At 59.4% G+C, this 315-nt stretch carries 1 protein-coding gene; it reads right to left on the reverse strand.

The window, feature by feature from the left end; translation table 11 throughout:
• Positions 1 to 107: 107 nt before the first annotated feature.
• On the reverse strand, positions 108 to 315 hold a 208-nt coding region (locus ACLF3G_RS29565; RefSeq protein ID WP_430672948.1), incomplete at its 5' end, for a hypothetical protein.

Genomic DNA, 315 nt, shown 5'->3' on the forward strand with positions numbered 1-315 from the left:
GTCACGACTGTTTGTGCAGGGTGACACTGGCTGGGTATAAAATACAACTGCCGCCAATGCGTTGCGTTTACATGCCACGCATTAGTGAGGACGGAGAATGTCTGAACTCAAGGCTTGCCTAACACCGTGCTGACGAGAGGGCTTCCCAGGCCGGTACGGGTCGGGCTGTGGATCAGGCGTCTTGCCGTATTCGGACCGTCAGCCAAAGCCACGCCAGGCACGCGCAGCGCGCTGCCCTCGGTACCTGCACCTGAAGTCAGAGATGGGCTGAAGGTATTGCCGACCGGCCGCTTCCACACCCCAGTACAGTGGCTA

This window comes from Falsiroseomonas sp. HC035 (assembly GCF_050563525.1).
Classification (GTDB): Bacteria; Pseudomonadota; Alphaproteobacteria; order Acetobacterales; family Acetobacteraceae; genus Falsiroseomonas.